Here is a 1,496-nt window from a genome sequence, read left to right on the forward strand (position 1 = left end):
TTCGCAATACTTTCTTTAAACATAAATTGATCATTAACTGCAATAGTAAAGAAGAATTATGCTTTTTACTCAAAAAGTTTATTACAGGTAATGATAAAGCAAAAACAAGCAATCAGATTTATTTAAATGAGGATCTACTTTCTAAACCTAAGATAGCGTATGTATTTTCTGGGCAAGGTGGTCAGTGGTTTGCAATGGGTAGACATTTAATAGCCAATGAACCTATATTTGCAAACTCAATTGAAGCGATAGATATATTATTACAAGATATAGCAGGTTGGTCTTTAATAAAAGAAATGAATAAAAATAAGTCTGATAGCCTTATCAATAAAACAGAGATTGCACAATCAGCAATTTTTGCAATTCAAGTTAGTTTAGTAAAATTATTAGAGTATTAGGATGTAAAACCACAAGGTTTAGTTGGTCATTCATTGGGAGAAACTGCTGCTACATATAGTGCGGGAGCTCTTAGTTTAAAAGAAGCTGTTTATATAGTTTATCATAGGGGGCGTATTCAAGGTAAACAAGCAAATTTAGGTAAAATACTGGCAGTACATATTGAAATTGAGGAAGCAAAAAAAGATATTATGGGTTATGGAAATAGAATTTCTATAGCTACAATCAATGGACCCAATATTGTAACTATTGCTGGTGATACCGAACCATTAAGACAACTGGCTAAACTTTATACTGAAAGAAAGGCTCTAGTAAAAAGTGATATGGAGTACGAACTGGTTCTAATTGATGCTACGGAAAGTCCTATAGAGAGACCCAAAAAAAGCAGAAATACTAGAGCGTGTCATCGATTGAGCCAAATTACAATAGAAGCCATATAGATAGCACCCAAAAAGTTCTGAACTGTTTTATCATAGCGTGTTGCAATAGCTCTATATTGTTTAAGTTTAGCAAAGAAGTTTTCAATCGGGTCTGTCCATCTAAGTGTGTAAATTCCTTATAGGTTATATAATCAATTAATATAACTAAGAGGAATAAAATATGACTAAAAACACTATCAATAATAAGAATAATGAAGCTATATCCGCAGCGATAGATTTACTGGTAAGTAAAGAAGTAGATCTATCGAATGTTTTAAGCAAAGGCGGGTTATTGAAACAACTAACAAAACGTCTTGTGGAAAAAGCTTTACAGGCAGAGATGAATAATCATCTAGGTTATGACAGATACGATCGTATTATCACTTCTAATAACGCCCGTAACGGTGTATCTCAAAAGAATCTAATCACTGATAATGGCCTTATTACAATAGACGTTCCAAGGGATAGAGATGCTGAGTTTGAACCTGCAATCATTCCCAAAAGAAAAACAAGAATTGAAGGTTTAGATCAAAAAATTCTATCCTTATACGCCAAAGGAATGAGTCTATCAGATATTAAACTTCAGATTCAGGAACTATACGGGGCTGACATTAGCGAAAGCCTTGTTAGTAGAATTACTGATGATGTCATGGACGATGTTAAAGCTTGGCAAGGCAGGCC

Annotated in this window: 1 protein-coding gene and 3 pseudogenes; 3 read left to right on the forward strand and 1 reads right to left on the reverse strand. The window is 33.5% G+C overall.

The genetic code is table 11. The annotated features are described in order from the left end of the window. Positions 1-194 precede the first annotated feature (194 nt). A pseudogene (locus Megvenef_RS09440) lies at positions 195-641 on the forward strand (acyltransferase domain-containing protein); the annotation flags it as partial. A gap of 54 nt (positions 642-695) precedes the next feature. Continuing rightward, a pseudogene (locus Megvenef_RS09445) lies at positions 696-785 on the forward strand (IS5/IS1182 family transposase); the annotation flags it as partial. A 14-nt stretch (positions 786-799) separates the two neighbouring features. On the opposite strand, the pseudogene Megvenef_RS09450 reads toward Megvenef_RS09445, so the two are convergent. Continuing rightward, positions 800-922: pseudogene (locus tag Megvenef_RS09450) on the reverse strand (transposase); the annotation flags it as partial. A 74-nt stretch (positions 923-996) separates the two neighbouring features. Here Megvenef_RS09450 and Megvenef_RS09455 point away from each other — a divergent pair. Further along, positions 997-1,496, forward strand: a 500-nt coding sequence (locus tag Megvenef_RS09455) for a transposase (protein WP_322776251.1), incomplete at its 3' end; no start/stop codon positions are given.

Source organism: Candidatus Megaera venefica (assembly GCF_034554655.1).
In the GTDB taxonomy this organism is placed as follows: domain Bacteria; phylum Pseudomonadota; class Alphaproteobacteria; order Rickettsiales; family Rickettsiaceae; genus Megaera_A; species Megaera_A venefica.